Origin of the sequence: Paraburkholderia solitsugae, from assembly GCF_013177695.1 — a bacterium.
GTDB classification, from domain to species: domain Bacteria; phylum Pseudomonadota; class Gammaproteobacteria; order Burkholderiales; family Burkholderiaceae; genus Paraburkholderia; species Paraburkholderia solitsugae.
The window spans coordinates 1-25929 of record NZ_WOEY01000176.1; the positions used below are offsets into that span (position 1 = coordinate 1).

General features: G+C 59.5%; 27 protein-coding genes. 8 read left to right on the forward strand and 19 right to left on the reverse strand.

Features of this window, described 5'->3' with window-relative positions:
* Window positions 1-286 precede the first annotated feature (286 nt).
* From GNZ12_RS42180 to GNZ12_RS42190, 3 genes are read left to right on the forward strand one after another with little or no spacing between them, the layout of a single operon-like run.
* Complete coding sequence (locus tag GNZ12_RS42180) at window positions 287-721, forward strand: MarR family winged helix-turn-helix transcriptional regulator (RefSeq protein ID WP_123385449.1); 435 nt, start codon at window positions 287-289, stop codon at window positions 719-721.
* Window positions 722-736: 15 nt separating this feature from the next.
* Window positions 737-2110 carry an MFS transporter gene (locus tag GNZ12_RS42185; RefSeq protein WP_172318702.1) on the forward strand — a complete coding sequence of 458 codons (1374 nt, stop codon included), beginning with the start codon at window positions 737-739 and terminating at the stop codon, window positions 2108-2110.
* A 37-nt stretch (window positions 2111-2147) separates the two neighbouring features.
* Window positions 2148-2705, forward strand: a complete 558-nt coding sequence (locus tag GNZ12_RS42190) for an isochorismatase family protein (protein ID WP_172318704.1) — start codon at window positions 2148-2150, stop codon at window positions 2703-2705.
* A gap of 263 nt (window positions 2706-2968) precedes the next feature.
* Here the strand turns inward: GNZ12_RS42190 and GNZ12_RS42195 are convergent, their stop codons facing one another.
* From GNZ12_RS42195 to GNZ12_RS42225, 7 genes are all read right to left on the reverse strand, one after another.
* On the reverse strand, window positions 2969-3538 hold the full coding sequence (locus tag GNZ12_RS42195; RefSeq protein WP_172318706.1) for a hypothetical protein: 570 nt from the start codon (window positions 3536-3538) through the stop codon (window positions 2969-2971).
* A gap of 14 nt (window positions 3539-3552) precedes the next feature.
* On the reverse strand, window positions 3553-4008 hold the full coding sequence (locus tag GNZ12_RS42200) for a hypothetical protein (protein WP_235994083.1): 456 nt from the start codon (window positions 4006-4008) through the stop codon (window positions 3553-3555).
* 482 nt (window positions 4009-4490) lie between these two features.
* Complete coding sequence (locus tag GNZ12_RS42205; protein WP_172318710.1) at window positions 4491-5924, reverse strand: IS1182 family transposase; 1434 nt, start codon at window positions 5922-5924, stop codon at window positions 4491-4493.
* A 157-nt stretch (window positions 5925-6081) separates the two neighbouring features.
* Window positions 6082-6513, reverse strand: a complete 432-nt coding sequence (locus GNZ12_RS42210; protein ID WP_172318712.1) for a DUF4431 domain-containing protein — start codon at window positions 6511-6513, stop codon at window positions 6082-6084.
* A gap of 14 nt (window positions 6514-6527) precedes the next feature.
* Window positions 6528-6842, reverse strand: a complete 315-nt coding sequence (locus tag GNZ12_RS45725) for a TonB family protein (RefSeq protein WP_216673580.1) — start codon at window positions 6840-6842, stop codon at window positions 6528-6530.
* Window positions 6843-7194: 352 nt separating this feature from the next.
* The gene (locus GNZ12_RS42220; protein WP_172318716.1) at window positions 7195-7884 is read right to left on the reverse strand and encodes an LrgB family protein; all 690 of its coding nucleotides are present in this window, start codon (window positions 7882-7884) and stop codon (window positions 7195-7197) included.
* A gap of 23 nt (window positions 7885-7907) precedes the next feature.
* Window positions 7908-8270, reverse strand: coding sequence for a CidA/LrgA family protein (locus GNZ12_RS42225; RefSeq protein WP_172318718.1), 363 nt, complete (start codon window positions 8268-8270; stop codon window positions 7908-7910).
* A gap of 326 nt (window positions 8271-8596) precedes the next feature.
* On the opposite strand from GNZ12_RS42225, the gene gcvA reads away from it, so the two are divergent.
* On the forward strand, window positions 8597-9520 hold the full coding sequence (gcvA, locus tag GNZ12_RS42230; RefSeq protein WP_172318720.1) for a transcriptional regulator GcvA: 924 nt from the start codon (window positions 8597-8599) through the stop codon (window positions 9518-9520).
* Window positions 9521-9548: 28 nt separating this feature from the next.
* Here the strand turns inward: gcvA and GNZ12_RS42235 are convergent, their stop codons facing one another.
* Both GNZ12_RS42235 and GNZ12_RS42240 read right to left on the reverse strand, forming a co-directional pair.
* On the reverse strand, window positions 9549-9848 hold the full coding sequence (locus GNZ12_RS42235) for a hypothetical protein (protein WP_172318722.1): 300 nt from the start codon (window positions 9846-9848) through the stop codon (window positions 9549-9551).
* Window positions 9849-10089: 241 nt separating this feature from the next.
* Window positions 10090-10734 carry a TetR/AcrR family transcriptional regulator gene (locus tag GNZ12_RS42240; protein WP_172318724.1) on the reverse strand — a complete coding sequence of 215 codons (645 nt, stop codon included), beginning with the start codon at window positions 10732-10734 and terminating at the stop codon, window positions 10090-10092.
* 92 nt (window positions 10735-10826) lie between these two features.
* Between GNZ12_RS42240 and GNZ12_RS42245 the strand changes: the two genes are divergently transcribed.
* Window positions 10827-11861 carry an MDR family NADP-dependent oxidoreductase gene (locus tag GNZ12_RS42245; RefSeq protein WP_172318726.1) on the forward strand — a complete coding sequence of 345 codons (1035 nt, stop codon included), beginning with the start codon at window positions 10827-10829 and terminating at the stop codon, window positions 11859-11861.
* Window positions 11862-11916: 55 nt separating this feature from the next.
* Here the strand turns inward: GNZ12_RS42245 and GNZ12_RS42250 are convergent, their stop codons facing one another.
* A complete protein-coding gene (locus tag GNZ12_RS42250) occupies window positions 11917-13218 on the reverse strand; it encodes a UDP-N-acetylglucosamine 1-carboxyvinyltransferase (protein ID WP_172318728.1) in 1302 nt (433 codons plus the stop codon).
* 455 nt (window positions 13219-13673) lie between these two features.
* Between GNZ12_RS42250 and GNZ12_RS45445 the strand changes: the two genes are divergently transcribed.
* Window positions 13674-14711 carry a methyl-accepting chemotaxis protein gene (locus GNZ12_RS45445; protein ID WP_172318730.1) on the forward strand — a complete coding sequence of 346 codons (1038 nt, stop codon included), beginning with the start codon at window positions 13674-13676 and terminating at the stop codon, window positions 14709-14711.
* A 16-nt stretch (window positions 14712-14727) separates the two neighbouring features.
* On the opposite strand, the gene GNZ12_RS42260 is transcribed toward GNZ12_RS45445, so the two are convergent.
* The 8 genes from GNZ12_RS42260 to GNZ12_RS42295 form a co-directional block, all read right to left on the reverse strand.
* The gene (locus GNZ12_RS42260) at window positions 14728-16122 is read right to left on the reverse strand and encodes a short-chain fatty acid transporter (RefSeq protein WP_172318732.1); all 1395 of its coding nucleotides are present in this window, start codon (window positions 16120-16122) and stop codon (window positions 14728-14730) included.
* Between the two features lie 455 nt (window positions 16123-16577).
* The gene (locus tag GNZ12_RS42265) at window positions 16578-17582 is read right to left on the reverse strand and encodes a transketolase family protein (RefSeq protein ID WP_172318734.1); all 1005 of its coding nucleotides are present in this window, start codon (window positions 17580-17582) and stop codon (window positions 16578-16580) included.
* Window positions 17579-18421 (reverse strand): transketolase, encoded by an 843-nt coding sequence (locus GNZ12_RS42270; RefSeq protein WP_171929086.1) that lies wholly within the window; start codon window positions 18419-18421, stop codon window positions 17579-17581. Before GNZ12_RS42270 ends, GNZ12_RS42265 begins: the two co-directional genes overlap by 4 nt.
* A gap of 43 nt (window positions 18422-18464) precedes the next feature.
* Window positions 18465-19793, reverse strand: coding sequence for an MFS transporter (locus GNZ12_RS42275; RefSeq protein ID WP_172318736.1), 1329 nt, complete (start codon window positions 19791-19793; stop codon window positions 18465-18467).
* A 184-nt stretch (window positions 19794-19977) separates the two neighbouring features.
* A complete protein-coding gene (locus GNZ12_RS42280) occupies window positions 19978-20727 on the reverse strand; it encodes an SDR family NAD(P)-dependent oxidoreductase (protein WP_172318738.1) in 750 nt (249 codons plus the stop codon).
* A gap of 189 nt (window positions 20728-20916) precedes the next feature.
* Window positions 20917-21807 (reverse strand): LysR substrate-binding domain-containing protein, encoded by an 891-nt coding sequence (locus tag GNZ12_RS42285; protein WP_172318740.1) that lies wholly within the window; start codon window positions 21805-21807, stop codon window positions 20917-20919.
* A 180-nt stretch (window positions 21808-21987) separates the two neighbouring features.
* The gene (locus GNZ12_RS42290; protein WP_172318742.1) at window positions 21988-22287 is read right to left on the reverse strand and encodes a PAAR domain-containing protein; all 300 of its coding nucleotides are present in this window, start codon (window positions 22285-22287) and stop codon (window positions 21988-21990) included.
* A 12-nt stretch (window positions 22288-22299) separates the two neighbouring features.
* A complete protein-coding gene (locus GNZ12_RS42295) occupies window positions 22300-23037 on the reverse strand; it encodes a phage baseplate assembly protein V (RefSeq protein WP_172318744.1) in 738 nt (245 codons plus the stop codon).
* Window positions 23038-23265: 228 nt separating this feature from the next.
* Between GNZ12_RS42295 and GNZ12_RS42300 the strand changes: the two genes are divergently transcribed.
* Both GNZ12_RS42300 and GNZ12_RS42305 read left to right on the forward strand, forming a co-directional pair.
* On the forward strand, window positions 23266-24273 hold the full coding sequence (locus GNZ12_RS42300) for a serine hydrolase domain-containing protein (RefSeq protein ID WP_235994084.1): 1008 nt from the start codon (window positions 23266-23268) through the stop codon (window positions 24271-24273).
* A 129-nt stretch (window positions 24274-24402) separates the two neighbouring features.
* Complete coding sequence (locus GNZ12_RS42305) at window positions 24403-25371, forward strand: LysR family transcriptional regulator (protein WP_172318750.1); 969 nt, start codon at window positions 24403-24405, stop codon at window positions 25369-25371.
* Here GNZ12_RS42305 and GNZ12_RS42310 read toward each other — a convergent pair.
* Entirely contained in the window at window positions 25341-25820 is a 480-nt protein-coding gene (locus GNZ12_RS42310; protein WP_172318748.1) for a YybH family protein, read from the reverse strand. The two genes, GNZ12_RS42305 and GNZ12_RS42310, sit on opposite strands and share 31 nt — an antisense overlap.
* Window positions 25821-25929 lie beyond the last annotated feature (109 nt).

Sequence of the window (25929 nt, forward strand, 5' to 3'; positions counted from 1 at the left end):
TCATGGCTCTGCTCCTGTTGAGGAACGAGGCGGCTTGCCTCGTACCTGACATGAAAACAGAGCTGGTTTCCTCCCGGGTACCACCAGAGCTCAGCCGGAGCCCCCTACCGCGCGAGCGGTTTCGTCCTTCGACCCGAAGCGGTCTTCCGGCTTGCTCGAAAGCGGCCACTCAATCGCGGAAATCGTCCCATAGTAAGCAAGGAACACATCCAAAGCATCCGGCATAGAGGCAAAATATAGAAGAATAACTTGCAAGTTATTCTTCTAATATGTAGGCTAATGCCTCATGGACACGAACCAAAAAGCCCTCGAAAGTGCCGTTACGGAACTGTTGTCCGTCACGGGCCAACTGACTCGCCGGCTGCGAGCGGTATCCAATACACGCGAACTTACGTGGTCCCAGGTCGCAATCATGGCCCGGCTGGAGGAAGTCGGCTCGATGACGACAGCAGACCTCGCGCGTGCCGAAGCAGTGAAGCCGCAAACAATGGGCGGAACGCTTGCAGCGATGGAAGCAGAAGGATTAGTCGAGCGTCAGCCGCATCCGACAGACGGCCGCCAGATTCTGTATGCCTTGACTGACGAAGGGATGGATGCGCGAAAGAAAGTGAGTCTGGCCAAACGCGATTGGCTGTTGGCCGCGATCTCGCAGCTTTCTCCTGCCGAGCAAAAAACGCTCGTCGAAGCCGTGGACATCATTCGGCACCTCGGGGATCTGTAGGCTATGGACGCCCCCTTGCCCGAAACACAACGATCATCGCATTTTGGCTTTCGTTTCGTGACGCCGCTTGCGCTCGGATCGACGCTCAATCCGATTAACTCGACGATGATCTCCACTGCGCTTGCGCCCATCGCCGTGGCGTTCAGTGCGAGCGTGGTACAGACGGGATGGTTGATCGCCGGACTTTATCTGACGAGCGCGATTGCGCAGCCGACGATGGGACGGCTAGCCGACCTGTTCGGTCCGCGCCGCGTTTACTTGATCTCCCTCGCACTGGTCGCCATTGCGGGTATCGTCGGTGCGCTCGCTCCTTCACTAGCGGTATTGGTGCTCTCTCGCGTTTTGCTTGGCGTGGGAACTTCGGGCGCCTATCCGTCGGCCATGCGCATCTTCCGATCCCAGGGCGATCGCCACGGGATGGCGCCACCTCGTGTGGCGATGGGGGCGTTGTCTTTCGCTGGCATAGCGACCACCGCCTTCGGACCGCTGCTGGGTGGTCTCCTGACAGGCTCGTTCGGTTGGCATGCGATCTTCACAATCAATATTCCGCTGTCTTTCCTGACGGCCTGCCTGGTGTTGCTCTGGGTGCCCAAAGACGATTCTCGCACGGCAAGCTTCTCGCGTCTTGTTCAGGAGGTCGATCTGCCGGGTGTCGCGCTATTCAGCGTAGCGTTGATATTGCTGATGACCTTCCTGATGAATCTTGACCATCCACTGTGGTGGACGCTACCAGCATCCGCTGCATTCTGGATCGGCTTCGTCATTCACTCCCTGAAACGCAGCCAGCCCTTTGTCGATGTGCGCATGCTGGCAAAGAACCTGCCGCTGACCATCACGTATCTGCGAATCATGCTGTTCCTCATGATTTCCTACTGCGTTCTGTATGGTTTCGCTCAATGGCTGGAAAGCAGTGCTCATTATTCTGCGAGCGCGGCTGGCCTGATGACATTGCCGATGTCGATACTCGCGGGCATTTGTTCGCTGCTGGCCGCGCGAACCAAGGGTCTCAAGTCGCCGTTCGTTATTAGTGCAGTCGGTGGTCTTATCGGATGTGCCTGCCTAAACTTCATTCACGGCGATAGCCCCATCTGGTTCGTGGCGGCGGCTGCGATGTTCTTCGGCATACCCATGGGCATGACATCGACAGCTACGCAGACAGCGATCTATGTTCAGGCACCCGCTGCAAAGATTGGAACGGCAGCCGGATTACAGCGAACCTTTGCGTATGTCGGCGCCATTTTTGCTGCCAGCCTGCTCGGAATCGTCTTCGGGCACAAACCGAGTGACAGCGGCATTCATGCATTGGCTATCGTGATGGGCTGCGTCTCCGCCTTTCTGCTGATCTTTACATTTTTCGACTGGACCCTTCCCAAGGGATCGTTGGAATGATCCATCTCACCGTTTGACTTTAACCAGGGAGTTCCCCATGCCGCTTTCTCAGTTGGACAAGCAACCGGCGCTTATCGTGATCGACCTGCAAAAGGGAATCGTCAGCCTCCCACTCGCGCATCCGACCAATGAAATTACCAGCAAGGCAGCTCAACTTGCTGACGCCTTTCGTGATCGCGGTTTCCCGGTCGTGCTCGTGAATGTCGCAGGGGGCGCACCTGGGCGAACCGACCAGTCTCATCATTTCGATCCTCCCGCCGATTGGGCCGATCTCGTCCCGGAACTCAAGGAACACCCGCGCGATCACAAAGTTACGAAGATGCGGTGGGGAGCATTCCACGGCACGGGCCTTGACGAGCATCTCAAGAATCTGAACGTCACGCAGCTATTCGTGTGCGGGATCGCAACCAGCATCGGCGTCGAATCGACTGCCCGTTATGCGCATGAACACGGATACCACGTCGCTCTTGTGACGGACGCCATGACGGACCTGGACCCCGTTTCGCATCAGCACAGCGTCGAGAAAATCTTCCCGCGTCTCGGTGAAACCACGACCACAAATGAGGTGTTGTCGTCCCTGAATACAAACCACTGACTGCAAGGAAGACAAGAACCAGAATTGCCGCCCAAGCGATTTCTGTGCGGCGAGAAATTTCGAGCGCCGGTTGAGGCGTTCAGATGGCCTGCAGTGAGGGTCTGGATTCCGATTAAACCTGACGCTTAGCGTCAATCTCGGCACTCGAGCGAGCGGTTGGAAGTGGCCGGACCCCGCCTGATGCTGACCCGCTCAGTTCGACCCGCAAGGGACGGTCATCGCACGACGAAGCGGTCATTCAAGACGGTTGTAGACAATCAGCCTTACTTGGAACGGAGGCTTTTTTCTACGTGAGTCAGATAAAAGCCGGGGCCGGTAATCGCGTGCGTCAAGACTATCCTTTCCCCTGACGAGAGCGTCCAGACTACTGTTTTAATCCGCCCATCCGGCGAAGCGCTGTCCTGTGAGGATCCGAAATTGGAGTGCGCGGTGAGGTCGGCATGGATCTCGTTGCCGTTGCCGTCGGCACTGCCGATTTCGCAGGTTTCCACTTTGACATCGCCTTGAGTCGCCTCCGCGGCGGCAAGCTCGTACGGTCCAGTGTCGGAGCCGACCGTCCAGGATCGCGACCGGACTCGATCTCCATGTCCCATGTCACGGGAAAGATCCTTTTTGATTGGTAGCTTAAGCGCGGTCGCATATGCATCGAGGCTCTCGTAACTCGGTGTTCCCCGCATGCAGAAGAACCTGAAATCGTTCGCAAGTGCAGCGTTTCGACCGTTGGCGAAAGCCGGTGCGCCGGCGAAAACCCATCCTGCTAACAGAATGGTCGCCATGCTCATTCGCTTGAGTATGCTGAAAATATTCGAGGAATCCCGGTCTTTATTTTTCATCTTCGATGACATTCCTAGGAAATGGTCTTCTGAGGGGGCAACCGCTCGTGTCCGCGATCTTCGATTGCGAGAACGTCGGCAATTTCGGTGCGCGTTTTTACCACCTCACGCGCCTCGCTCATCGCATATTTGATGGTTTGCACGGTTACGGCGTCGTAGACGTGCTCCATTCCGATTTCAATGATGGCGTCCCTCGGTTCGAACGAGCCCATGCGCGAGCGAACCCATTTAAATGCGGCTGGATCCAGCGCTCCGGTGCTTACCAGTATTCCAGCGAAACGCGACTCGCACCGAATAGATTTCGGCTGGCCCGTGAAGACGAATCTCTTTTTGAACAGCACTCGGCAAACGGGCACGGCGATCAAGATTGAATACAGCGCCACTATCCATGGACCGGCTGCGTGGCTGCCCTTATACAGCCTCAAACTGCTCGCCGAGACCCCAATGAAATAGACCAGCGTCGGCCACATTCGACCTCGCGTCCAGCACGGGACTACAAGTTCGTTTGCCATCCGCGCTCCTGTACGTGGTTCGATATTGACTAGACGCCGTCTCGCAGGTGACATGCGGCAACGAATGAACACGAGCCTCCCATATCTCCCTCACTCCCTTACCCTGAAGATCTCGGCGCACAAATCGATGTCGTTCGAATGATCACCGACAACTCGCGACATCGTTTGTGCGCTGGGCAACCTGGCGAGCACCTTGATTGATGGCCCTTGTCGGCCGCGCCTATAAACCGGGTAACGGCACGCTAGCGCAGAGTTTGAGTCTGGTCCATCGGCGATTGTCAGCAATCTGAGAGCTAACGTCGAATGACCGAACCTGGCCGAGGGGGTGTGGAAACTCCATTTTTGCCGCTGACGGCGAGGTTGCCGGTCGGGTCGATCAAGTTAGATGCGTCGAGCTTGCGCTAATCGAACATTGCGAGCGCAGGAAGCCCCTCAGGGCTTCAGCTTCCAGCCATCCTCATCCCGGCAACCCCAAGTATATTCATGACGCGCTTCAGGTTGTAGGCCAATACCTGGAGACTCATTTCGGTGCTCACCCGTCCGAGCGTTCGGGTCAGGAAGTGTGTGGCACCCATCCAGTGCTTCAGCGTGCCGAAGACATGTTCGACCGTACTTCTGCGGACGGTCATTGCGTCGGGTTTGCGGTCTAGCCGACGTTGCATGGCCTCAAGTATGTGTTCGTACTCCCATCGTCGGATACGACGGTAGTCGCTGGGCGAACATCGCTCCTTGAGATGGCAACGCGGGCAGGCGCTGGGCCAGTACACGCGCAGATTCATGTCTTTCTCGACGGTCTTGAATCGAAGAATTGCGCGCTCACCGGCGGGACATCGATACTCATCGTTTCTTGCAACGTAGATGAAGTCGCGTTTGGTGAAGAGCCCTTTCTTCCTTGACGCTGAGGTGAGCGGTTTCGGGACATACGCCGTGATCCCGGCCAGTTCGCAAGCGCGGATGTCCGGACCGCTGAAGTAGCCCCGGTCAGCCAGCACCTTCAACTTTGGCTTGCCCATTGCGTTCTTCGCAGAACTTGCCATCCTGCTGAGTCGCCCGTGATCGCTTCCAATATTCGTCACCTCGTGTTCGACGATCAGATGGTGCTTCGTATCCACGGCAGTCTGAACGTTGTAGCCGACCGTTCCGGTTCTCTTGCCGCCGCTGGTCATGGAGCGGGAATCCGGGTCGGTAAGCGACAGCTGTCCGTCCGGTTCATTCTTCAACTGCTGTTTGATCTGCTCGAGCTCACGCATCCACTGGCGCAACATCGCGATCTTCTCGTACAGGCGTACCGTCTTCACATCGAAACCTGTTGGGCTGGTCCGGTCTGCAGTCTCAATCATGTCGAGATATCGCTGAACGCTTTCCTCGATTTGCTGTTGACGCTTATCGATCTTGCCGGCGGTGTAGTTTCTGTCGCGGCTGTTCACAGCCTTGAACTTGCTGCCGTCGATGGCCACCATGTCGCTAGATAGCAGCTTCAGTCCACGACACAACTCGACGAAACGACGGCATACGTTGCGGATGGCCGGTCCGTTGTCGCGGCGAAAGTCGGCGATCGTCTTGAAGTCTGGCGACAGACGCCCTGTCAGCCACATCAGTTCGACATTGCGCTGACATTCGCGCTCAAGACGTCGGCTGGAAGGTACGCGGTTCAGATACCCGTAGATATAGATCTTGAGCATCACGCCAGGGTGGTAGGACGGACGGCCCGTGATTGCGGGCGTGGTGCCGTTGAAGCCGAGCGTCGTGAGGTCCAGTTCGTCCACGAACACGTCGACGATTCTGACCGGGTTGTCCTGGCCGATGTAGTCATCGACGCATTCGGGAAGTAGTGCGACCTGCTTGCGGTCATCGCCTTCAACGAATCGCTTCATGAGTCACCCGGTCTCAACGAGTTGATTCAGTTTAGGCGATGAGTGCGTTTTCACACAGGCTCGGCCGGCTTCCGTCCGACGCGGCCGGCCCAGCCCGACCCAGAGGCGACACTGAGCGATTCCAAAAGCGGCCAATCGCCAGGTGGATGCGCCAGATCTACCAACTCCACAAGTCAATCGGCTTGAGCGCTCTCACGTCAATTAGTAAGGGCGTTCTGTGGTGCCCCGTCAGCGGTACAAACGGAACGCCAACGATTTGCACTCGGTGACCGATTGCCTTTGTTGCTGCGGACAACTCCTGGTCGTGAACAACGATCTGAACAAAATACGTCCTCCCGGCGTCGGGGCCGAGTTTGGCTAACGCCTCGGAATCGCCAAGCTGCGTCGTTGGCGTAGCGGGCAACTGCAGAAATAGCGAATGCTCGATGCGGTCGCCGCTTGGGTTCTCACCGTAATTGGGCGGTCCATAAAACGCCCCGACCTCCAGTGTTCCTTCGAGCGTGATCGAGGGTAAGGGTTCGGCTGCCTTGCCAGCAACCATCATGCAGAACAAAGAGAGCGTAAAGGCGGCTAGACAGGTAGGTTTCATAAGGCGCGGAAACGCTATTCGCACGTGCGGGCACGTCCCACAGTTATGCAATGCACGACTGACCAATGGCTTTCGCCCGCGATTCCTGTGCTGCCTCCAATTCCGAGCGGGCGACGCCGAGGCCGGAGATGGAAATCGATCCTCGACACGTTTTGATTGGGCGGTGCTGGCGGTAACGGCGAAGCAGCGACAATCGCACGTTGTACGGCGGCGTCCCACGCCGCGTTGCCGCTCGTGTGTAGCAGCGTGACAGAGCCTACCGAACCGTCAGGATTGAGCTGGAGAGATACGATCGCTTCCGGATTGCCAAGATCGCTATTTGCATCCACAAGCAAGTTGCTGGTCAACGCGCAACTGACTTAGCGACGCCATTGCAACGCGTTCATTTCGCCAACCGTCAGAAGTGGCTCGCCACTGCCTGCTACATGAGCCAGGCAACGTTTCGCTACGTCGTCTGCCGACGGTATCAGAAGTGCTTTGTTGTTTCTCGGGACCTCGGGCGTGCACGCGGTCAGTAAGGACAGCACGAGCGGAATTAGAGCAAGAGCAAGTGTTGTTTCTCGCACAACGACTCCGAAGGATAGACTGACCAGAGCACCGCGATGCATTACAGCAATTCAAACGACGCATTGTCAATGATCTGGCTAGCTGACGATCGGCAAGCAAAGCCCGATTGGTCGGTCAGAACAAACGGAAAATCGCCGGAACGAGGACTGCCGAAGCGCAGCCCATGAGCGCCATGCCGAGCGTGGCGAAGGCCACGGCCTCCGAGCCGAACTCGACAGCACGCGTAATGCCGAAGGTGTGGGAAGTCACGCCGAGCGTAAAACCTTTCACGGCCGGACTGTCCACGCCAATGGCTTTCAGGAGGAACGGCGTCAATGTGACGCCGGCCAGCCCCGTAACGAATACGCCGAGGATCGTCAGCGGTACCGACCCGCCGATCTTGTCAGCCACCGACAGGGCGATCGGTGTCGTCACGGATTTGGTGCTGAACGCCCGCTCCATCAGCGGACTCAGCCCAAACACATGGCCCAGCAGCAGCGCACTGCCGGTGACCGCGAGGCCGCCGAGCAGCGTCGCAAGCACGATTGGCAGCAGCACCGCGCGCGCCTTGTGCACGTTCTCATAGAGCGGCACGGCGAGCGCGACCACCGCCGGACCCAGCAGGCCATGCAGCATGCTGGTGGCATTGAAGTACTGGCTGTACGGTAAGCCGGTACTCAGCAACAGGGCCACCAGCGCAATCGTCGCGATCATGACCGGTTGCAGTACGGGCAATTTCCCCGAGCGCAGATACAGCCAGTTGCCGGCCGAGTAGGCCGCGATCGTCAGCGCAACGAGCCCCAGGGAACTGCTGAAAATCGTCATAGCATGCATCTGTATGGTGGAATTTATGACGCAATCGGGCCGGTCGCGGCGTGACGGCGAGCGAGCAGCGTGTTGGCGATCCATGCGGTGGCGAGACAGCCGGCCACCAGCGCGAGAACCAGCACCAGGATCAGACTCAGGATGCCCGGCGGCACGCTGTGAATCAGGTTGACGACGCCAACACAGGTCGGCACCAGCATCAACACCAGATAGAGCAGCAATACATCGGACGAGACCTTGAGCGGTGCATCCACTTTGCCTCGCAGGGTCAGGACGGCGAACACCAGGCCGAGTCCGATGATCGCCCCGGGTATCGGTAGCGCAAATCGCGCCGACAGGTAGCTGCCGACGAGATACATTGCGATATAAAAGGCAAAGCCGAACATGATCAGGACTCTCTATCCGAAGCGACGCCACCGTGGCGCCGCTTCGGTACGACTATGGCATCAGCCGGTTAGCGGGAAAAGCGAGCAATTCGCAGCCTCGGATTAGTTTTTCTCATTGCACGCCGACCACGCGCGGCCGTTAGGCGACGCAATTGCACGGCGCACCCGCAGCGAGCGCTACGAGGTTCGCAGTCAACTGATCGGCCATCCGCGTGACGGCGTCGCGCGAGGTAGAGGCGTCATGCGATTTGAATATCACTTTCTAATATCTAGAAAAGCGTCAATAATCTTCGCGCTTGCGTTACTTTGGCTAAAGTCCGGATGTGATGAAATATCGATTGCCGCCGTTGAATGCGTTGCGCGCGTTTGAAGCTGCCGCACGTCATATGAGCTTCAAGAAAGCCGCGGAAGAGTTGTGTGTCACACCGGCTGCCGTCAGCCACCAGATCCGCACCATCGAGGAGTACCTCGGCGTCGAGCTGTTTTGCCGCTCGAACCGCGCGATCGAATTGACTGGGCATGGCAAGCGCTGTTTCCAGGAAGTCAGCCTCGGGTTCACCCATCTGACGCGCGCGATGACCTGGGTCGATACGACGCGGGATTCACAGCGGCTGGTCATCACGGCGGGCCCTGCCTTCACGACCAAATGGCTCGTGCCGCGTCTTTCGAAATTTACCGACTTGCATCCCGAGATCAAAACGCGCGTGTCCGCTTCGCTGGCACTGTGCGATTTCGTCAAGGAAGGGGTGGATGTGGCGATTCGCTTTGGCCGCATCGATACGGCCGGCTTACATGTGGAGCGTCTGGTCGAGGAATCCGTAGTGCCGATGTGCAGTCCGATGTTGCGCAACGCGCAAGATCAGCCGCTCACGCCCGACGATCTCGCCCGCGTGCCCTTGATTCACGACGAGTCCCTGCGGATGGTCGATCCGGTGGCCACGGGCTGGTCGGAGTGGCTCAAGCACGCGGGCATGAAAATCGATGCGACGCGCGGCGTGTTTTTCAATCACGCGGACCACGCACTCCAGGCGGCGGTCGAAGGCACGGGTGTCGTACTGGGCCGGCGCGTGCTGGCCGCGCAGGACGTGCGGGCCGGGCGGCTGATGATCCCGTTCGGACCAGAGATCCCGACGGGGCTTTTCTTCCACTTTGTATGCGCCGAGGAAAAGAAGAGCCGCACATCGACGGTGAAGCTGTTTCGGGATTGGCTGTTCGACGAGTTGCAGAGCGAGGCGAAGCCGCTAGTTTGACTCGACCGTAATGACGGTGGAGCGCTGCTTATGCATCACTCAGACCGAGCACGGCGAGGGTCGCTATACGGGCTTCGTCGCTGGCATAAAGCAGAACTACAACGTCGTCTCGTTCCGCGTGGGAAAATGGCTCACTCATGTGATCCACTATTTTGTGCACATTGTCGATCGCAGCGGTAAGCACCCGCTGGCCTCGACCGGCTGCCATATGGCTCGAAGCGTGCGTCTCCATCGCGGAGCGTAGATGGATGTAAATCCGTTTACCGTCGACGACGGAAACGACTTTTCCTTCGTGAATGCCCTTTCCCCATTTGCTTTTAATTCTCATATTCTCTCAGGCCTTTTTTATATTTTTCGAGCGGAACGGCACATACCGCATCCAGGAAGCGTTCTCCGGTGCAGGCACGCTCGAATGTCAGCGTCGTTCCGCCTCTATTGTTTCAGCCACGCTCGGACGCGCTTGACCGTTCGTCTCAGTTAGTCCTCGTTCCCGTCTGCGGCGTACAGACTGATAGTGATAACGGCGCGAACGCCGGTTTTGGCCGAGGACGTGCCGAGAAGAATCGGCATCAGATGTTGTCCGAGAAAAGGACACGACGCTCGCGCAGGTAGGCGCAAACAAAGCCATTGAGCTCCCGCCGCACCTCAGGTGCGCCGAGCTCGCCGCGCAACGCGGCCGCATGGACGACGCCTTCGACGGCCGAAGCGAGTACCTGGGCTGCGATTGCGTCGTGCGGGGCGCCGGGTCTCTCCGTGCCTTGCAGGATCAAAGCCTCGTAACGACGCAGATATTCCACCTCGAACGCATCAAGGCTCGCCCGCGCCGCGAGCGGTACTTCGTCCAGTAACACCCGATGCAGTCTCTGATTGGTCGAATGGATCGCGATGATGCCGTCGATCACCTGGGCGACCCGCGTCTCGAGCCGGATTGCATCGCCGCGCTCATCGGGATCAGGCAACACCGCGAGTACCGCATCGAGGTGGCGCTCGCGGATCGCTTCGGCCAGCGCCAGCTTGTCGGGAAAGTATTGATACAACGATCCGATGCTCGCACCGGCGACGCGGGCGACTTCGTTTGTCGTGAACTTCGTCCAGCCGCGCGCGGCGAGAACGTGAGCAGCCGCCTCGACGATCGCATCGACGGTTGCTCGCGAACGCTGCTGCCTGGGTGCTCTGCGGGCCGATTGAGGGGGTGCGGAAAAGCGAGTAGCCATGGCCGTCGATCCACGCAAAAATTCAAATATACCTGCGTAAGCAAAATGTGGTGCGCGGTGCCACTGCCATCCCCTAGTAGAAGGAATCCAGCATGGACTCGCTGCCCCGTGTTTCACGTCAAGTCACCCTCGCTGCCCATCCGGAAGGCCAACTGCAGTCGGCGCATTTCACGCTTGTCGAGACGCCGTTACCGCCATTGGGCCCCCACCAGGTGCTGCTACGCAACAGGTGGTTCCGCATCTCCGTGTCGACGCGATTAATGGCCAGCCGCGAAGCCAAAGAAATCAAAGGCATCCCATTTCCGGCGCTCAAGCCGGGCGATGCCCTTGCCGATGCGGCGATCGGCGAAGTGATTGCCGCGACGCCCGACTCCGGGCTGCAGGCCGGCGACACTGTCTTGCATTCGCTGGGCTGGCGCGACTATGCGGTGGCCGACGCGCGTCAATGCACGGTGTTGCAGCGCGAGCGCCTTGAGCCGGCCGCTTACCTTGGTCACGGCTGGACCGCTTATGCCGCATTGACCCGGGGCACGCACGTCAATCGCGGCGACACCGTATTCGTTTCCAGCGGCGCCGGTGCGATCGGATCGATGGCGGGACAGATTGCGCGCAGGCTCGGCGCGGGACAAGTCATCGGCAGCACGGGCAGCCCGGGCAAGGCTGAGTGGATGAAGCGCTCGCTAGGCTATGACGCGGTGATCGTTCGCGACGGCAGGCCCATCGTCACGCAACTGGCCGAAGCGGCACCGGGCGGCATCGATGTCTTCGTCGACATGGTTGGCGGCGAGCAATTGACGGCCGCGGTCGCGCTGGCGCGAGAAGGTGCGCGCTTCGTGATCCTGGGCGCCCTAATCGCAGAACTGAATGCCGAAGGCTCCACCTCCATTGCGCCGACCGAGATCGATTCGTTTCAGCTCCCGATCAAGGGAATCACCCTGCGCGGCTATAGCGCATGCGAAGACGACCCTGGCGCGTTTGACGAATGGATGCAACGCCTGAACGAATGGCGGCATGAAGGCACGATTCATCTTCCATGCACGACCTTCAGCGGCCTCGACAATGCCCCAAAGGCATTGCAAGAGGCCTGCGCGGGAAGGCTCAAAGGCGTGGTGCTAGTCGAACTGTAGCCCTAGGCCCGTCACTGCGGCCCGCGAGGACGGCTCGGGTGATCTGACTGCACGGTCATTCGCTGCTGGTCCATTCCACGCTTGCGCCCACCGAGCGCAAATTTTCCACAAAGTTGGGGTGTGCACGACGGATCGGCAGCGCATTCATGATTTCCGAACGCCCCTCGATACTCGCGGCGACCATGAGTAGCGCGATTGCCACGCGAATGATGTACGGACTCTCGACTTTCGCGGGACTCAATGGAAGCCCGCCGAAAGTGATCAGACGATGAGGGTCCGACAAGAACACGTGCGCACCGAACTTGGAGAGTTCAACGGACCAGCCCATCGCGCCGTCATAGACCTTGTTCCAGAACATCGCGCTGCCTTCAGCCTTCACGCCAAGCGCAATGAAGATGGGGAGCAGATCGACGGGCAGATACGGCCAGGGCGCCGCTTCCACCTTGGTGAGAATATTTTGGGTGAAAGGCCGGCGCACTCGCAATGGGCCTTCCCGAACGGCATGCGACCAGCCATCGCGATGCACTACCTGCACGCCGAACTTCGCGAAGGTTCGGTCGATCAGCGGGAACTGCTCGGGCGCAGTGTTTCTGACCACGATGTCGCCACCGGTGATTGCGCCAAGCGCGAGAAAAGTCGCGATTTCGTGAAAATCCTCGCTGAACCGAAACTCACCGCCACCGAGTTTGTGGCCGCCTTCTACGCTCAGGCGCGATGTACCAATACCGTCGATTGGGACACCCAGCATAGCCAGAAAACGGCAAAACTCCTGCACATGCGGTTCCGATGCTGCATTGACTAACGTCGACGTACCGCTGGCCGACGCCGCGCAGAGCGCGAAATTCTCGGTGGTGGTGACCGATGCGTAGTCTAGCCAATGATGATTGGCAACCATTTGCGTGGTTGCGCGCACGATGAGCGAGTCGGCAGTGCGCTCGACGCATGCGCCGAAGCGCTCGAACACCTCAACGTGCGGATCGATCTCGCGTACGCCTAGCGTGCAGCCCTTTACATCGTTCTCCAGACGAGCGACGCCGAAACGCGCCAGCAACGGCGGGACCAGCATGATCGAAGAACGCATCTCCTCAGGCAACCTGTGCGCGACGGGATCGAATGCCGTCGCGTGGTGATGCAAATCGAGGATGCCGGTGGCAAAGTCCATCAACACATCGCTACCCAGCGTGCGGAAAATCTCAAGGATTTTCTTGACGTCGGTGATTTCAGGTACGCCGATGAGACGGAGTGGCTGATCGGTCAGCAGCGTGGCACAAAGGATGGGCAGGACAGCGTTTTTGTTGGCGGATGGCACGATCTCGCCGCGTAACGGGAGACCGCCATGTACGATCAGGTTCGACATGTTCGGGAGAGGTGGGTGAATTAAGAAGCGAGGCCATCATCATGCCATTGGACGGCGTGAGGAACATAGTTCGGGATTTCGGGGCCGTTTTTTACTTGTGGAAAAATCGCTGTGTGGCTTTTTTGCAATTCGCTCACCCGAACCGGATATCGCAGTCGCCCCCGGGCCGCTAGCGATCGACGCGCCGTAACGACACCGAGATCATTCGGTATCGTTGACCCGAGCATGCAAGGTTGCAGTGCTCGGCGATAAACGAGTTCCGGCTGCATAAGCTGTTCCTCCCGGCGATGCACGTACCCGGTGCGCCGCCGGTCATCGCATCTTCTGTCTGCACCATCACATGCATCGCCAAACGTTTGCGGGGTGCACAACAACGCCCGTGATGCCCGTGGAATCAACCCGGCCCAATGTTTGCTTTTGTGTAGACACAAGCTTGCAAACAACCGGACCAGGTCATGTCGAATCCGCTCGAAATCGTCGAATTGACGCATCACGTCAAGAAGCTCGCCACCGGCAAAATCTCCGATATCAACGACATCAATCGAGAGACCACCTTCCTCGCACTCAACGCCTTGATCGAAGCGGCGCGCGCCGGCCATGCGGGCCGTGGTTTCGCGGTCGTGGCGAATCAGGTCAAGCATGTGTCCGCGCGGATCGGCGAAATCACCACGGTACTCAATCGTGAACTCGCGGGTTCGCTGACCAAGCTGACCGATCTCGGCGACAGCATGATCGAACGGCTGCGCTCGCACGAGGGCCAGCGTTGTGCCGATCTTGCGCTGAACATGATCGACGTGATCGACCGCAATCTGTACGAGCGCTCATGCGATGTGCGCTGGTGGGCGACCGATTCCGCAGTGGTCGACTGTCTCGCCCATAAGAGTGCTGAAACACGAGCGTATGCGTCGCGCCGTCTGTCGGTAATTCTCGACAGCTATACCGTGTACCGCGATTTATGGATCATCGACGCAGCGGGCAATGTAGTCGCGAATGGCCGGCCGGATATGTACGCGGTGCATGACCGCAATGTCGCCGAAGCCAGTTGGTTTCGCGATGCGATGAAAACGCCTTCGGGCGCGGACTTTGTTGCGGGCGATATTGAAGCGCTGCCGCATCTGAAGCACGCGCACGTCGCGACCTATGCGACAGCGATCCGCGAAAACGGTGCGGTCGACGGCAAACCGCTCGGTGCGCTGGTGATCTTTTTCGATTGGGCGCCGCAAGCGTCGGCGGTCGTCAAAGGCGTGCGGCTCACGGACGAGGAATGGCGCCGCACGCGCTGCATGATCGTCAACGCGTCGCATCGCGTGATTGCGAGTTCGGACGATAAAGGCGTGCTCGACGAGCAGTTCCGTCTGAATACCGACGGCCGCCCAGCAGGTTTTTATCAACTGACGGATGGCCGCACCGTATCGTTCGCCGCCACTCCAGGCTACGAGAGCTATCGCGGCTTGGGGTGGTACGGCGTGATCGTGCAGTCGCCTCTGGCTTAAGCCTTTGGTCAGCGGATCATGGAATCAGCCAAAGCGCCGCTGCATAGATGACGAGCGATACGACAAACGTGATCGCCGTGTAGCCCATGACACGCTGGATGCGAATGCCGGCGATCGCCACCACAGGTACAGCCCAGAAAGGTTGCAGCATGTTCGAGACGTTTTCGGCCATGGCAACCCCCATGGCCGCGCGCGGAACCGAAGCATGCAGGCTTAAGGCGGCGGGAAGAACGAAAGGCCCCTGAACAGCCCAGTGTCCGCCGGCGCTGGGAATAAGCAGCGTGATGATAAGCGAGCTCAAGTAACTCAAGACGGGCAGCGTGACGGGCGTCGCAATCGCCACGAACGTCTTGGCGATCGCCGACGCCAACCCAGTCCCGGTCATGATGCCCATGATGCCGCCGTACATCGGATATTGAAGCAGCATCGATCCAGTCTGCCGCGCGGCACGGCGAATCGCATCGGCATAAGCGATCGGTGTGCGCTGCAGCGCCAGCCCTACCAGCAGGAAGATGAGGATCGTGGTGTTGATGTCCAACTCGAAGCCCTTGCTGGTCCACGTCATCGCGAGATAGCCGACGCCCAGCACCAGCAGGAACAGCGTGCCGAGCATTGACCGTTCTACACGGGCAGCGAAGGACGATGCCTTCGCGTCCCGGGCATGCGGATCGGCCTCCGCAGTTGCTGCAGGCTCGGGCTGCGTTTCATTGAAAGCGACCACATCTTCCTGCTTCGGGTGCATCCAGATGAAGATCGCCGTCATGACGATAACGACCAGGACCGTCGGGATGAAGACGAAAGGCGCGAACACGGTATCGGTCAACGGAATGACCTGCCCGGTGGCTTTCTCAACAAGGTTCAATGCGTTGCCATGCGACGCCTGTGACAACGCGATCGAACTGGACAAACCGCTATTGCAGACCGACCACGCCGAGTAGCTACCGGCGACGAGCCATGCGAAATCCACCTTCACGCGCTTGGCGATTTCGCGCGACAGGAGTGCGCCGACAACCAGGCCAAGTCCCCAGTTGAGCCACGCGGCCATCGCGACGATCGGGAACACCAGCAGCGCGGCGCGGGTCGGCGTGCGCACGCCGGCAGCCATCGCCCGCAAGCCGCGCTGGACGAGGGGTGCGTCGGCGATCGCATAGCCAGTCGCGAGAATCAGGATCATCTGCAGCGCAAAGCCGAGAATGTTGAACGTGCCTCCGTACCAGGACGCCAGGATGACCGCCAGCGAAGCATGCGGCGCGAAGGCCACTGCCAGCAGGGCCACCACCAGGGTCAAGCCAATTGCAAGGACGAATGGGTCCGGCATGACCTGCTCAAACACATAAACGAGGCCCGCCACGACGTTTCTACGGGGTGCGCTGCGATCTGTGCCGGCTGAGTTGATGTCTCTCTTGTTCATGGTTTCTGGTCCTTTGGTCGCATGCTTCTGGGACAACACGTCCCTTCCCGGCACCCGCGCTTGACGCTATCAGGCGCGACCGGCTGACAAATGCCCTACGCCGCCGGTGTGCCATGTCGCCGTGGCGGAGCGTACGCGATTTCTGCGTTTGCTGCAGTGCGGGTGCCACAGTCCAAGATGAACATCACCCCGTCGCGCAAACTGTGTCGACAATAGTGATCAGACAAAAATCGCAGCGATTTCGTTAAGTCCCAAAGTGCATTCTGCTCCGCGCGCCAGCATCCGGCCACTGCGATGATTGATGATTTCGCTACCCGTACCAACTGCTTTCTTTTTCGGTAGCGGTGCGTCGACGGAACTGACGCACCGCCCCCTTTCAAGCTAGCGGACGACTCGTTTCACACGCAGGCGGAGCGATGTCCGCCGTGCTGCGGCGTTTGGATGACACCGTGGGCTCATCCAAGCCAGCCCTTGATGGTATCGGCCATGACGTTGGTGGAGATGCCATAGCGATCGTGCAAGGTCGGCAGCGCGCCCGCACCGAGGAACTCATCGGGCAGTGCGATTTGACGGTACATCGGCGTGACGCCGGCCGTGAGCAACGTGGTCGCGACCGCTTCACCAAGGCCGCCGATCACCGAGTGATTTTCGGCGACCACCACCATGCGACCCGTGCGCCCGACTTCGCGCAAGATCGTCTCAGTGTCGAGCGGCTTGATGGTCGGCACGTGCAACACGCCAACTCCGACGTTGTCCGCTTCCAGCATCTTCGCCACCTCCAGCGAGCGCATTGTCACGATGCCCGACGAGATGATCAGAACTTCTGCGCCGTCGCGCAGCAGCTTGGCCTTGCCGAGTTCGAACTGATAGTCGTATTCGTCGAGCACGGCCGGAACGTTGCCACGCAGCAGACGCGCATACACCGGGCCGTTATGCGCAGCAATCGCGGCCACCATCTGCTCGGTATCGAGCGCGTCGCACGGATCGATGACCGTCATGTTCGGCATCGCACGCATCAGTGCAAGATCCTCTGCCGCCTGATGACTCGGGCCGTAGCCGGTCGTGAGGCCCGGCAGCGCGCAGATGATCTTCACATCAAGGTTGTCCTCGGCGATGGCCTGGTGCATAAAGTCATACGCGCGACGGGTTGCGAATACGGCGTACGTCGTGACGAACGGTTGGGCGCCTTCATGCGCCATACCGGCGGCCGCGCCCATCAGCAACTGCTCGGCCATGCCCATCTGATAGTAGCGGTCTGGAAACTCCTTCCCGAAGATATGCAGGTCGGTGTACTTGCCGAGATCGGCGGTCATGCCGATCACGTTCTTCTTCTCCCGAGCCAGTTGGGTCAATGCATGACCGAACGGAGCGGAACGCGTGACCTGTCCTTCGCCCGCGATAGAAGCGATCATCGCCGAGGTCTTCAGGCGCGGCTTCTGGGTGAGTGTGGTGTCGCTCATGCTTGTCTCCCTGCTTCGAGTGCTGCGAGCGCCAGTTGCCACTCATGGGCATCGACGCGGATGAAATGGTTCTTTTCCCGTTCTTCGAGAAACGGCACGCCGCAACCCATGCGGGTATCGCAAACGATAATCCGGGGCTGCTCCTTCGGATGATTGCGTGCAGCATCGAAGGCCGCCTTCACGGCGTCGATGTCGTTGCCGTCCACGCGCTGCGTGAACCAGCCAAATGCTTCGAGCTTCTCGACGAGCGGCTCGAACGCCATGATCTTCGAGGAGGGACCGTCGGCTTGCTGGTTGTTGACGTCGACCATGGCGATCAGGTTGTCCAGCTTCCAGTGAGCGGCCGACATCAGGCCCTCCCAGATCGCGCCTTCATCGAGTTCACCGTCGGAGAAGAGCGTGTAGACGAAGGCGTTTGAGCCCTTGCGCTTCAGTCCCAGGCAGCGGCCCACCGCGATCGTGAGACCGTGGCCGAGCGAGCCGCCGGACATCTCCATGCCGGGTGTGTAGCTCGCCATTCCGGACATCGGCAACCGGCTGTCGTCGCTACCGTAGGTTTCGAGTTCTTCTGGTGGCAAGAAGCCGGCTTCGAAAAGCGCTGCGTAAAGCGCGATCGCATAATGCCCGTTGGACAGCAGGAAGCGGTCGCGGCCTTCCCAGTCGGGGTTGTCGGGCTGGTAGCGCATCGCGCCGAAGTAGGCAACCGCGAGTACATCGGCGATATCGAGTGCCTGGCCGATATAGCCCTGGCCCTGCACTTCGCCCATCAGCAAGGCGTTTCTGCGAATCCGGTAGGCGCGCTCGGCGAGCGTCACCCCATCTGATGAGGGACTGTTCATGGTGTCTCCTTGATTAAAAAGTGAGTCTTTGCAGCGAAAGGTGTCAGCGATTGACGGTTTTGGCTGGCACGAGGAAAACAAGCCCGGCACCGATGACGATAGCGACGGAGATAAAGATGAGCCCAGCCGTCGACTTACCGGTCAGGTCGTTCAACCAGCCCACGATGGCCGGCGAGAAGAACCCTGCGAGATTGGCGAAACAGTTCACCGCGGCGATGCCCGCTGCGGCGGACATGCCGCCGAGGAGTGCGGTCGGCAGTGACCAGAACTGCGACGACGAAGCGAGGATGCCGGCGGCGGCCACGCTGACACACACCAGCGACGCGCCGACTCCGCCCAGCATCGGCAGCGTTGCAAAGCCTGCCGCCGATACGAGCATCGGGATCGCAAGATGCAGACGACGTTCGCGATGGCGGTCAGCGCTGGCTCCCACCAGCGGCAGCGCAATGATGGCGCACAGGTACGGGATTGCTGTGAAGACGCCCACCCACAGCGGGTCGGCCACGCCGGACTTGCGGATGATCGTTGGCAGCCAGAACGTCAGCCCATACTGACCGAGCACGACGCAGAAGTAGATGGCAGCCATCAACCACAAACGACGATCGCCGATGAAGGACCTGATCGACACATGGGCGACCTTATGGGCGTTGTCGTTCGCCACGTTGCGTGCGAGGAGCGCCTTTTCCGGATCAGTGAGCCATTTGGCGGCAGCGATACCGTTGTCGAGGTAGAGCAGGATGGCGACGCCAAGGAGCAGCGACGGCAGCGCTTCGAGGATGAACAGCCACTTCCAGCCAGCGAGACCGTGTACGCCCTGGAACGCATGCAGGATGTAACCGGACAGCGGCCCACCGACAATGCCGGCAAGCGGAATCGCCATGAAGAAGAGGGAGAGCGCTTTGGCGCGCCGCGCCGACGGAAACCAGTAGGTCAGATACAGGATGACGCCTGGCGCGAACCCAGCCTCGGCCACGCCCAATAGAAAGCGGAGGACATAGAAAGTTGTGGGCGACTTGACGAAGACAAAGCAGGCCGAGATCACGGCCCACGTCAGCATGATGCGAGCGAGCCAGTTTCGTGCGCCCACTTTGTGCAACATGAGATTGCTCGGTATCTCGAAGAGGAAATAACCGAGGAAGAAAATACCGGCGCCGAAGCCATACACGGTTTCGCTGAATCGCAGGTCGTTGAGCATCTGCAGTTTCGCGAAGCCCACGTTGACACGATCGAGATAAGCGCCCAGATAGCACAGCATCAGGAACGGTATCAAACGCCGTCCCACTTTCGCATACGTTTTTGATTCGAAGCTCGCCGGATCGGCGAGCGATGTGACATCGCCCGTCATTGACGGTGCAGTGGCCTTCGTTTTCATGCTTGTCTCCTGTCGGCCAGAGTTAGCGCTTTAGCTGTCGATCAGAGTTAGCGCTTTAGCGCTTACTCTGATCCCATGCAAAGCTCTTACTCTGGCCCCATGCAAGATGCTTGCGGACATATCGCCCCGGGTTTTACCGCCGGGTGCATTGACCCATCCGCCGCAATCGCGACGGATGTCGTACTTAGTGGATCAACATGCCGCCGTTGACGTCGAGCGTGATGCCGGTGAGGTAGGCCGACAGGTCGCTCGAGAGGAACAGACAGGCGTTCGCGACGTCGGCCGCATCGCCGAGTCGGCCGAGTGGAATGCCCTTGATGATGTCGATGCGCATCTCGGGAGTGAGCTTATCGCCCGTGATATCCGTCTGGATCAGGCCCGGTGTGATCGAGTTGACGCGGATGTTGTCCGCCCCGAGTTCACGCGCCATCGCACGAGCGAGACCGAGTACCCCCGCTTTTGCAGCGCTGTAGTGAGGACCGCCGAAGATGCCGCCGCCGCGTTGCGCGGAAACGGATGACATGCAGACGATGCTGCCGCTTTTTTGCGCTCTCATTTGCGGAATGACCGCTTGCGACATGTAGAGCGTGCCGCGCAGGTTCACGTCGATGACTGCATCGAAGTTGTCGGCTCCGATGTCCATCGTCTTCAAAGGCTGGGTGATACCTGCATTGTTGATAAGGCCATCGACACGGCCGTACTTTTCGATGACCGCCTTGGCGGCAGCCATGCATGCGGCCTTGTCGGTCACATCGCAGGCGAGGCCGAGGTGTTCTTCGCCGAGATCGCGCGCGGCACTCTCGGCGTCTTCCTTGCGAAGATCCAGAATCACCACTCGCGCGCCTTGGGCGGCAAGCGCTTTTGCGGTCGCACGGCCGATGCCACGCGGCGAGGCTGCACCGGTTACGATTACGACTTTGCTGTCGAGCAACATGTTTGTCTCCATCGATCACGTTAGTTGGTAGATGCAGTTTCAGTGCTTCAACCATCTCGATCAATGCAGTTCGGCTCAACTATTGCTGAAGAATTTTCAGGTGTTTCCGCACCGTGGAGTCACAGGCGTCAGAATGTAGCCCTTTGGCATCAGGCAGGGCGCCGCGGTCCCGCCTGGCGTGGGCTGGCGCTACGCGGCGTCACGGCTGATCTCTTGCTCGACCCAGGCCAAAAATCTGGCCACGCGCGGCAGGTCCGCGTTCTGGGAAGGGTAAACGAGGTGATGGGCGCCGACTTCGACCGCATACGTGCGATCGAAGACCGGTACGAGCGAACCGCGTTTGAGATGGACCGATGCGAGCATCGTGCTTTCGAGCGCGACGCCGTGTCCCAATGCCGCGGCTTCAAGCGACATGTACGAGCGGTCGAACGCGAAATCGTATGCCTTGGGCGACACCGCGACGCCGAACTTGCCGAACCATTGCTTCCACTGCACGAGAGGCGTCTCCGAGAAGATCAGGCGCCGCTCGAGCAGATCCTCGGGGGTACGCACCGGGTGTCTTCTCAGGTATTCCTCCGATGCAAGAGGCGCGATGAACTCGTTGCGTAGCGTCTTGATCTCGCCATCGGTCCAATGAGCGTAGCCATGCCGTACGTCGACGTCATAGAAGCCGGAAGTGAACGACACATCCTCATACGAGCACGCGAGATTCAACTGAATGTCGCCGTTCGCTTCCTGGAACAAAGCCAGCCGCGGCAGCAACCACATCAACCCAAAGCTCGGACTCGAGTGAATGCGAAGAATCTCGACACCCGACTGGCTCGATGCGCGCTCCGTCGCGCGGCTCAGATCGGCGAGCGATCCGGTGACATCCGGCAGATATTGCTGACCCGTTGGCGTCAGCACCAGTCCCCGCCCCAGTCTTGTGAACAAGGGTCTTCCGACCACGGATTCGAGGTTGGCAATTTGATGGCTAACCGCCGATGGCGTTAACCCTAATTCATCAGCCGCCCGATTGACGCTCTTTGTGCGAGCGACACTCTCGAACGCGATGATGGCTTTTAGTGGTGGGATACGCATTATTTCTGGATGCAGAGGTTACGATCCGTCCTGAATCAGGGTGTTCTGCTTCGCTACTGGCGATTCCAGAAATGTCGCGTATCCGGGAGGTAAAGGCAAGCCGGGGTTCGGCCGGTAGGCATTCGATTACCACTGCCGGACACGGTCCGATGGAAACGGAATATTGAGCTGCACCCTTGATCACCCACCGATCAGCACTGTCGGGCAACCATGCATAATCGTCCCGCCGTGCGCGCAGGGATCCCCCGCGCGCGCGGCGAGCCGCCCACCAATCAACACGGTGGCCGACCCGTTAACGATGGAATCCGGTGGGCCGCTGCAAACAAGCATATCGCCCACCACTGCGGCCGGCAGCCCGCCGATCAGCACCGTGGGTACGCCGGGACCGATCACCGGCCCGCCAACGTGAGGACTAGGGGGAACGGCCGGGTTAATCATCGGGCATGCGTGAAAATCAGTCAGGCGTGCGGCTTCTGGCATAACACTTCTCCGTCAGTTGATCCTCACGAAACTACCCTGAATATCCAGTTCTCCCGACGCACTCAGCTTCGCGCTAGCGTTGCCCTTGAGCGCGAGGGTCATCGAAGCTTCTGCATTGATCTGGGGCGCTTCAGCCTTCACGCTGGTCGACGACGTGACGTTGACGCCAGCCGCACCCTGAATGTTGACCGCGCCGGAAGCCGTAATCGCGATGTCTTTCGGGCTGGTCAGCGCGATTCCGCTCGCCGACAGTTTGACGTTGTTCGCATGCGAGTCGGTGATGCTGATCGATTCATCCGTGTCACTCATCACCATGACCTGGCCGCCCGGCGTTTCAATCGTGACGGTCTTGTCGATGTCCTGCAACGTAATCCTGATTTGCCCCCTGGTGACGATGGTCTTGCTGGTATTGGCCTCGTGGGACGTATCCGGCGAACCATGCTTGCCGCCGCATACACTGCCCAGTACCACCGGAGAGCGCGGGTCGTTGTTGATAAAGCCCACCAGCACCTCGTCGCCAATCTCCGGCATGAAGCTGATGCCACCCTGACTGGCACCATACAGCGAGCCGACACGCGCCCAGATACCTTCGCCATCGTGATCGATCAAAGGTAAGTCGACCAATACTCGCGTCATGGCAAGAGGATCGGCATCGATCTTCCTGACGATGCCGATCTGCAACCCAGCCATGCCAGGCGGCAACCCGGCGGGCAGCGAAGTTTCTTTGTCGTTCTGTTCTTCTCCGACCATCACCGATCCTCCATTTCCGTTTTCATGCGCAAGTCTATCCGCAGAGCCGTCGCGGCATCCATGCTGCCCTGTGGTTGATGAAGATCGTGGACAGATTTCGCTTGAAAGCGCGGCGCGTCGATATCTTTCGGCGACGCCGCGTGCTTCTAACGCTAAAACTGGTCGGGCACACACATGCGGGTAGATCCACCATAATGCAGGTCTCGACCCACACGGACGACTTGCCACATGGCTACATTGGAGGCGTTGCTCGAAAGCGTAACCGCCACAGGCACAATCCCGGGCCTGTCGTTGGCAACACTCCGGAAGGGCACCCAGGCGACGGAGCACTGCTTTGGTATTCGGGGTTCTCATGATCGATCGCCCGTCGACGCGCAGACGGTATTCGAAGCGGCTTCGCCCACGAAGCCACTGGTCTCGTTCATGGCTTTGCAGCTCGCCGAGGAAGGCCTTCTAGGTTTGGACTTACCACTGAGCGATATCTGCGGCGAGTACGTGCCCGATGACGCAAGGGCATTACAGATCACCGCCCTGCACGTCCTGACGCACACGAGCGGACTACCCAATATTGTGCGGGCAGACGCCCCATTGAAAACCTACTTTGCGCCGGGCGAGCGTTTCAGCTACGGCAGCAGTGCTTTTGCCTGGCTGCAGCGCGCGATGCAAACCGTCACCCACTGCTCGCTTGAGACACTGGCTCGGGAACGGGTTTTCGAACCGCTCGGTATGCATCACTCCAGCCTGGAATGGCAGCAACGTTTCGTCGCCAATCATGCGCAAGGCCATGAGTGGGAAGGCGAGCCGGTGCCCAAGCGTCGACTCGACACCGCTCAGGCGTCCTGGTCGCTCCTGACCACCGCCTCGGACTACCTGCGCTTCGTCCAGTCAGTGCTCAATGCCGAAGGCCTTACGAGCCACATGTACGCCCGCTGGTTCTCGCCTGCGGTGCAAGTACGCCAGGGCGACAACGCGGAAGACCTGCTCGGGACGAACCCGCCCGATGCCAATGTCGCCTGGGGCTTGGGGTGGGGACTGAAACCCTCGCAGCAAAGCTTCTTTCATTGGGGGCACAATCCAGGGTTTCGCGCGTACGTTGTCGGCAACCGTACGACTCGGGATGCGGTCGTGTGGTTTGCCAACTCGGCGCGCGGCCTGCGACTGGCGCATTCGGTCCTTCCGGAGACTGTGCCGGGTGAACACCCTTCAGTGCAATGGCTGCAGATTGGAAGGCTGTGACCAGCACGACGACCGGCAAGAGACGTTCACAAACGTTTCGCTCGCCGAACTTTATCGGTGTCCCGTCCCGTCGATAGTTGTTGGTCACGCTGATCTACCCGATAATCCAGCCATCGAATCGAGGACCGAATAGACCGCTTGACTGGCATTGGAGTATTCGTCGCTGCAGTCGATGAAGGCAGTTTCGCCGCTGCGGCGCGACGCTTCGGGTTATCTGCTGCGATGGCCGGCAAGTACGTCAGCGCGATCGAAGCCGAGCTGAATGCGAGGCTGCTCCAGCGCACAACGCGCCGTCTCAGCCTGACTGATATCGGTCAAGTCTATTACGATCGATGCAAACGGATTCTCGAAGCCTACGACGAGGCAAATCGCGAGGCGAGCGACGCTCACGGAACCGCCCGTGGCGTGCTGCGAATTGCCGCGCCAGTCACCTTCGGGGCGATGCATCTCGGTGAAGTCCTCGCGAAATATCTGGAAGAACACCCACACGTCAACATTGAAGTGTCGCTGAGCGACCGCTACGTCGACCTGCTCGAAGCCGGCGTAGACGTTGCAGTACGAATCGGGCGATTACCCGATTCAGGGTTGGTCGCACGCCGGCTCGCACCGTGTCGAATGGTCATCTGCGCGTCGCCAGACTATCTCAAGCGTCACGGAACGCCGCGCGGCCCGGACGACCTGCGGCATGCACCACGGCTCACGTTTAGCGAAGCCGTCTCCGTTGGAGACTGGACGCTGGTCGACGCGAAACTTCGTGCGCACGTAATCAGTGGTCCATGCCGGATGGCAGCCAACAATACCCAGATGCTGCTTGCAGCGGCGCTCGCCGGAGCCGGCATCGTCTACGGGCCGACATTCGTGTTCGGGGAGCAGATTGCGCGTGGAAAACTCGTCGAACTGCTGCCGGAGTACCACACTTCGGAACTGACGATTCAGGCGGTCTATCCGAGCGCACGTCATATGCCTCTCAAAGTGCGCCACTTGCTCGACTATCTGGTCGCTGCATTTGGCGACGAGCCACCGTGGGATCACATCACGCCACAACGCGCTGTACGCGCGCGTCGATCCTACGGCGGGCCCAAACGTGCGGGCTCATAGACGCCGGGACGCCAACGCGAGCGGATACTACACGTCGGTATACTCGGCAGCCAGGCTGGTTCCGAGTGGGTTGGAGATCCGTAGCTTCCATCCCCATCGTCGCCACGCGTCATGACCTGCGTAGCGGTGCCGGATTGACTGGCGTGTTGGCCGTCCCGTAGCGTCACGGCCACGGTCCAGTCGACCAGTACCAGCGCGATGTCGCCACTGACGAGCGAAAGCCGCACATGGTTGCGGATGTGTGGCCCCGCCTTCAAGAGTTCCGTGAACTGACGGCGCAGCGCTTCAAGACCGCTTGCCACGTTTTCACCGTCCGCCATCCGCATCGTTGCGTCATCGGTGAACAGGCCGAGCAGGCTGTCGATATCGCCCGCGTTGAATGCAACATCGAAGGCGGCCGGAACCTGTTCCGGTGTGTTGGGCGCACGGGTACTAGTGTGATGCGTCACAAATAATGCAACTTAATCGCGATTTGTGAGTCTCCATGTACATGGAGGGAGAACTCATGAGAATCGCGGCGAAAGTTGAGCTGAGCGAAGCACAGCGCAAACAGTTGGA